Here is a 5,447-nt window from a genome sequence, read left to right as displayed (position 1 = left end):
GCGCGTTGGGGTGGGGTCGGGCGCGTTGGGGTGGGCTCAGCGGGTGAGGACGAGGACCGAGTGGGCGGGCAGGTGCAGGGCGTCGGGGCGGAGCTCGGCGCCGCCGCGGCTGCCCTCGACGCCGAACGGCTCGCTCATCCCGACCCGGTCGAGGGGGACGTCGACGTCGGTGGCGGCGAAGTTCGCGGCCACCGCGGTGCGGCCGCCGCGGTCGAGCACCAGCCAGCCGGCGTCGGCGTCGTGGTGGACCGTGGTCCGCTCCCAGCGCGGGTCGGTGACCTCGGGGCGGGTGCGGCGAAGCGCGAGCAGCTGGCGGTACCAGGCGAGCAGGTCGGCGTGCTCGCCGTCCCCGGCCTCGTCCCAGGCCAGCTTCGAGCCGGTGAAGGTGCTCGGGTCCTGCGGGTCGGGGACGGTCTCGGGGTCCCAGCTCATCTCGGCGAACTCCTCCAGCCGGCCCTGGGAGACCTGCTCGCCGAGCTCGTGCTCGGGGTGGGAGGTGAAGAAGGCCCAGGGGGTGGAGGCGCCCCACTCCTCGCCCATGAAGATCATCGGCGTGCTCGGGCCGAGGATGGTGAAGGCCGCGGCGATGGCGAGCTGGCCGGAGTCGAGCCGGCTGCTGGGACGGCTGCCGTCGGCCCGGTTGCCGATCTGGTCGTGGTTGGCCGAGCAGACCACCAGCCGCCAGGCCGGCGTCCGGGCCAGGTCGAGGGGACGGCCGTGGGTGCGGCCGCGGAAGTTGGAGTACGTGCCGGCGTGGAAGAACCCGCGGGTCAGCACCGTGGCCAGCGAGTCCAGTCCGGCGAAGTCGGCGAACCAGCCGGTGGTGTCCCCGCTGAGGTTGGTCAGCAGCGCGTGGTGGAAGTCGTCGCTCCACTGCCCGGTCAGCCCGAAGCCACCGGCCTCGCGCGGGGTGATGAGCCGCGGGTTGTTCATGTCGGACTCGGCGATCAGCGTCAGCGGACGTCCCACCGCGGCGCTCAGGGCGTCGGTCTCGACCGCCATCTCCTCCAGCACGTCGACCGCCCGGGCCGGGTCGACCAGGGCGTGCACGGCGTCCAGCCGCAGCCCGTCCACGTGCATGTCACGCATCCACATCAGCGCGTTCTCGACCACGTAGCGCCGCACCGGGTCCGACTGCGGCCCGTCCAGGTTGACCGCGGTGCCCCAGGTGGAGTTGGCCTGCTCGTTGAAGTAGGGGCCGAACTCGGGCAGGTAGTTCCCGCTCGGGCCGAGGTGGTTGTAGACGACGTCCTGGATGACGCCGATGCCGCGCTGGTGGCAGGCGTCGACGAAGTGCTGGTAGGCCGCCGGGCCACCGTAGGCCTCGTGCACCGTGTACCAGAGCACACCGTCGTAGCCCCAGTTGTGGGTGCCGTTGAAGCCGTTGACCGGGAGCAGCTCGACGAAGTCGATGCCGAGCTCGACCAGGTGGTCCAGCTTCTGCTCCGCCGCGGCCAGGGTGCCCTCGGGGGTGAAGGTGCCCAGGTGCAGCTCGTAGATCGTGCCGCCGGCCAGCGGGCGCCCGCGCCACAGCCCGTCGTCCCAGGCGTGGGCGTCGGGGTCGAAGGTGCGCGAGAGCCCGTGCACGCCCTCGGGCTGGCGCCGCGAGCGCGGGTCGGGCCGCGGATCGGGGCCGTCGTCGAGCAGGTAGCCGTAGTCGACCTCACCGGTGGCCAGGGCCTCGGGCAGCTCGGTGGGACGCCACCAGCCGTCCTCGTCGCGGGTCATCGGCACCCGCTGGCCGTCGGCGAGCAGGGTGACCCGTTCCGGCCGGGGAGCCCACAGGTCGAAGCGGCTGGCGGAGACGGCCACGGGAACTCCTCGGGTCGGGCGGCCGGCGGTCAGCTGACCGGCGGCAGGACGCATCCGACCAGCACCGGCTCGGGCTCCAGGACCACACCGTACGTCTCGTGCACCCCGGCCCGGACACGGGCTGCCAGCTCGAGCAGCTGGGCGGTGGTGGCGCCGCCACGGTTGGTCAGCGCGAGCGCGTGCTTGGTGGAGAGGGTGGCCGGCGGGGTGCCCCAGCCGCGGCCGAACCCGGCGGAGTCGATCAGCCAGGCGGCGCTGGTCTTGACCCGGCCGTCGGGCTGGGCGTAGCGGGGCGCCCCGTCGGGGAGCCGATCGGCCACCTCGGCGTCCAGCACCGGGTTGGTGAAGAACGAGCCGGCGCTCCAGGTGTCGTGGTCGTCGGCGTCCAGCACCATGCCCTTGCCGGCGCGCAGCGCCAGCACGGCCTCGCGGACGTCGGCGGCCGGGGCGCGCTCCCCCAGGTCGACACCCAGCCGGCGGGCCAGCTCGGCGTAGCGCACCGGCGCGCCGAGGGTGCCCAGCCGCAGGTGGAAGGTGACCTCGAGGACGAGGTAGCGGCCCGGCTCGGCCTTGAACCGCGACGTCCGGTACCCGAACCCGCAGTCGGCGCCGGTGAAGGTGCGGATCCGCTGCTCGGCCCGGTCGTAGGTGCGGACGGTGGCGATGCTCTGGCTGACGTCGGCACCGTAGGCGCCGACGTTCTGGATCGGGCAGGCCCCGGTCAGCCCGGGGATGCCCGACAGCGCCTCCAGGCCGACCATCTCCTCCGCGACCGTGCGCGCCACCAGGGCGTCCCACGGCTCCCCCGCGGCGACCACCAGGGTGGCGCCGGCGCAGTCGGAGGCGTCCACGTCGACGCCCCGGCTGGCCACCCGCACCACGGTGCCGTCGAAGCCCTCGTCGGCGACCACCACGTTCGACCCGCCGCCGAGCACGAGCACCGGCTCGCCGCGGGCGTCGCAGCCGGCGACCAGCTCGACCAGCTCGTCAGCGGTGCCGGCCACCACCGAGCGGCGGGCGGGACCGCCGAGGCGGAGCGTCGTCCAGTCGGCGATCCGCTCGCCCCCGGCCGGCTCGACCTCGACCGCCGCGGACGGCACCGGCTCAGCCAAGGTCGACCTCGACCCGGGTCGGACCGAGCACCTTGACGTCCTCGCAGACGGCCTGGACGGTGACGGTGAGCCGGGTGCCCTCCACCGCGCTCACGCTGCCGGTGAAGGTGACGTCGGCGCCGTCCAGCTCGTCGACCACGACGGGACGGGTGAACCGGGTGCTGCAGACCCGGACGGTGGACGGGTCGCCGACCCAGTCGGTCACCGCCCTCACGGCCAGCGCCATGGTGAGCATGCCGTGGGCGACCACGCCCGGCATGCCGATCGCGGCGGCGAAGCGGTCCGACCAGTGGATCGGGTTGAAGTCGCCCGACGCCCCGGCGTAGCGGATCAGGTCGGCCCGGGTGAGGTGCACGGTGCTGGCCGGCAGCTCGGTGCCGACCTCGGCCTGCTCGGCGGTGACGGTCGCTGCGGTGCTCACCGGCACTCCTCCTCCTGGTGCGGGTGGGAGTGCACGAAGGTCGCCCGCACCCGGCTGACGTCCTCGCCCTCCAGGGTGCCGATCTCGGCGACCGAGGTGATCCAGTCGGCGCTGCCGCGGGTGCGGACCTTCTCGATGGTCAGGGTGGCGGTCACCTCGTCGCCGACCATCAGGGCCCGCCGGCTCTCGAAGGACTGCTCGCCGTGCACGACCCGCTCCAGGGCCAGCCCGAGGTCGGGGTCGTGGAACATCTGCTCCCACGCCTGCGCGGCGACCACGATCGGGAAGGTCGGCGGCGCGCACGCCCGCGGCCCCCGGTAGGCGGGGTGGTCGTCGCCGAGGGCCCGGGCGAACTCGCCCACCTTGGCCTGGCTGACGACGTAGACGTCGGTCGGCTGGTAGCGGCGTCCGGCATGCTCGGGACTGATCGGCATGGGCCGCAGTCTAGGAGCCGGGCCCGACAGCGGGCGCACCTTCCGCAGGCCACCGCCGGGCGGGGGACGAGGGGCCCGGGAACGGCACGAGCCGCCCACCCCGGAGGGTGAGCGGCTCGGACGCGGGCGCTGGGCCGGGGCTCAGCGGGTCTCGCGGTGCGCGGTGTGCGTGTGGCAGTTCGGGCAGAACTTCTTCAGCTCCAGACGATCCGGGTCGTTGCGCCGGTTCTTCTTGGTGATGTAGTTCCGGTTCTTGCACTCGGTGCACGCCATCGTGATCTTGGGACGGACGTCCGATGCCTTCGCCATGATTCCTCAATCTCCCTCGCCGCCCGGGGGCGGCCTGGTCGCGTCGTGCGTGGATCCCACGTGGTGCGGTGCTCGACCGCCCGCTGGTGTGGGTAGCGGGAGCGGGATTCGAACCCGCGACCTCACGATTATGAGTCGTGCGCTCTCACCAACTGAGCTACCCCGCCGCAGCACGCAGGGTACCCCGCGGGCTCCAGAGCCCCCATGCGGAATCGAACCGCAGACCTTCTCCTTACCATGGAGACGCTCTGCCTACTGAGCTATAGGGGCCAGCCGACGCGCAACAGTACACACTCCCCGGCGGTTCACCAAACTGGCTCCTCCGCCGTCCGGGGCACCGCGTCGGTGTGCCCCGGAAGGTCGTGCGTGGCAGGTGTTGGATTCGAACCAACGTAGGCGAAGCCGACGGTTTTACAGACCGCTCCCTTTGGCCGCTCGGGCAACCTGCCGTGCCGATCTCTCGGCGGTGAGGAAGGCTACAACGGAACCGGGGGCGCAGACCAATCGAGGTCGACGCGGCGGCCCCGCCCGCGCCACCATGCACACACCCGCCGCACCCGGGGTGCGGCCGACGACGAGGAGGAGGACCGGCGATGGCATCGGACAGCTCGTTCGACGTGGTCAGCAAGGTCGACCGCCAGGAGGTCGACAACGCGCTCAACCAGGCCGCCAAGGAGGTCGCGCAGCGGTTCGACTTCAAGGGCACCGACGCCCGGATCGAGTGGTCCGGTGAGGCGGTGGAGATGCAGGCGGTCAGCGAGGAGCGGGTGAAGGCGGTGCTCGACGTCTTCCGCTCCAAGCTCGCCCGGCGCAAGGTCGACCTCAAGGCGCTCGAGGCCGGCGACCCGCGCCAGTCGGGCAAGCTGTGGAAGATCACCGCCCGCACCCAGGAGGGGATCAGCCAGGAGAACGCGAAGAAGGTCAGCAAGCTGGTCCGCGACGAGGGCCCCAAGGGCGTCAAGACCCAGATCCAGGGCGACGAGCTGCGGATCTCGAGCAAGTCGCGCGACGACCTGCAGGCCGTCCAGCGGCTGATCCGCGAGCAGGACTACGACTTCGCGGTGCAGTTCACCAACTACCGCTGAGCCCGGGCTCCGGGGCCGGTCAGCCGACGGCCCCGCTGACCACGCCGTAGACCAGCATCCCGAGCCCGACCACACCGAGTGCGACGGCCGCGTGCTGCATGGGGACGAAGAAGAAGGTGTGGGCGTTGCGGCCGGCGCCGCCGACCGTGGCCAGCTCGGCCTGCAGCAGCGCCTCGGCCTGCGCGCGGGCCTCGGCCAGCGAGCGCGGCGCCGGGTGGCCCGTCCCGAGGTGGAAGGTGCCGGCGGCGACGTGCTGGTCGAGCTCGGCGCGGCG

The 5,447-nt window shown here is 72.9% G+C and carries 7 protein-coding genes and 3 tRNA genes; 1 reads left to right on the top strand and 9 read right to left on the bottom strand.

The features are described from left to right. Window positions 1-36: 36 nt before the first annotated feature. The 8 genes from treZ to DVA66_RS16545 form a co-directional block, all read right to left on the bottom strand. Complete coding sequence (treZ, locus tag DVA66_RS16580; protein ID WP_232822021.1) at window positions 37-1,812, bottom strand: malto-oligosyltrehalose trehalohydrolase; 1,776 nt, start codon at window positions 1,810-1,812, stop codon at window positions 37-39. Window positions 1,813-1,841: 29 nt separating this feature from the next. Further along, window positions 1,842-2,924: a UDP-N-acetylmuramate dehydrogenase gene (locus DVA66_RS16575; RefSeq protein ID WP_114561064.1), complete on the bottom strand. Its 1,083-nt coding sequence runs from the start codon at window positions 2,922-2,924 to the stop codon at window positions 1,842-1,844. Next, window positions 2,917-3,345, bottom strand: a complete 429-nt coding sequence (locus DVA66_RS16570) for a MaoC/PaaZ C-terminal domain-containing protein (RefSeq protein WP_114561066.1) — start codon at window positions 3,343-3,345, stop codon at window positions 2,917-2,919. The genes DVA66_RS16575 and DVA66_RS16570 overlap by 8 nt, the downstream gene beginning before the upstream one ends. Continuing rightward, window positions 3,342-3,779 (bottom strand): FAS1-like dehydratase domain-containing protein, encoded by a 438-nt coding sequence (locus tag DVA66_RS16565; RefSeq protein WP_114561063.1) that lies wholly within the window; start codon window positions 3,777-3,779, stop codon window positions 3,342-3,344. The genes DVA66_RS16570 and DVA66_RS16565 overlap by 4 nt, the downstream gene beginning before the upstream one ends. A gap of 141 nt (window positions 3,780-3,920) precedes the next feature. Beyond that, the gene (rpmG, locus tag DVA66_RS16560; RefSeq protein WP_114561062.1) at window positions 3,921-4,088 is read right to left on the bottom strand and encodes a 50S ribosomal protein L33; all 168 of its coding nucleotides are present in this window, start codon (window positions 4,086-4,088) and stop codon (window positions 3,921-3,923) included. Window positions 4,089-4,181: 93 nt separating this feature from the next. After that, a tRNA-Met gene (locus tag DVA66_RS16555) sits at window positions 4,182-4,255 on the bottom strand. 30 nt (window positions 4,256-4,285) lie between these two features. Continuing rightward, window positions 4,286-4,358, bottom strand: a tRNA-Thr gene (locus DVA66_RS16550). Between the two features lie 97 nt (window positions 4,359-4,455). Further along, a tRNA-Tyr gene (locus DVA66_RS16545) sits at window positions 4,456-4,537 on the bottom strand. 144 nt (window positions 4,538-4,681) lie between these two features. Here DVA66_RS16545 and DVA66_RS16540 point away from each other — a divergent pair. Continuing rightward, window positions 4,682-5,173, top strand: a complete 492-nt coding sequence (locus DVA66_RS16540) for a YajQ family cyclic di-GMP-binding protein (protein ID WP_114561061.1) — start codon at window positions 4,682-4,684, stop codon at window positions 5,171-5,173. A gap of 19 nt (window positions 5,174-5,192) precedes the next feature. Here DVA66_RS16540 and DVA66_RS21025 read toward each other — a convergent pair. Further along, window positions 5,193-5,447, bottom strand: a 255-nt coding sequence (locus tag DVA66_RS21025; protein WP_198671859.1) for a hypothetical protein, incomplete at its 5' end; no start/stop codon positions are given.

It is taken from the genome of Desertihabitans aurantiacus, from assembly GCF_003344635.1.
In the GTDB taxonomy this organism is placed as follows: domain Bacteria; phylum Actinomycetota; class Actinomycetes; order Propionibacteriales; family Propionibacteriaceae; genus Desertihabitans; species Desertihabitans aurantiacus.
The sequence above is the reverse complement of the archived record's forward strand: the minus strand, read 5'-3'. Positions and strand labels throughout refer to the sequence as shown.

Excerpts from the sequence above, each read along its gene's own strand:
- DVA66_RS16565 (WP_114561063.1), bottom strand. The coding sequence starts at position 3,779 with ATGCCGATCAGTCCCGAGCATGCCGGACGCCGCTACCAGCCGACCGAC.
- rpmG (WP_114561062.1), bottom strand. The coding sequence starts at position 4,088 with ATGGCGAAGGCATCGGACGTCCGTCCCAAGATCACGATGGCGTGCACC.
- DVA66_RS16540 (WP_114561061.1), top strand. The coding sequence starts at position 4,682 with ATGGCATCGGACAGCTCGTTCGACGTGGTCAGCAAGGTCGACCGCCAG.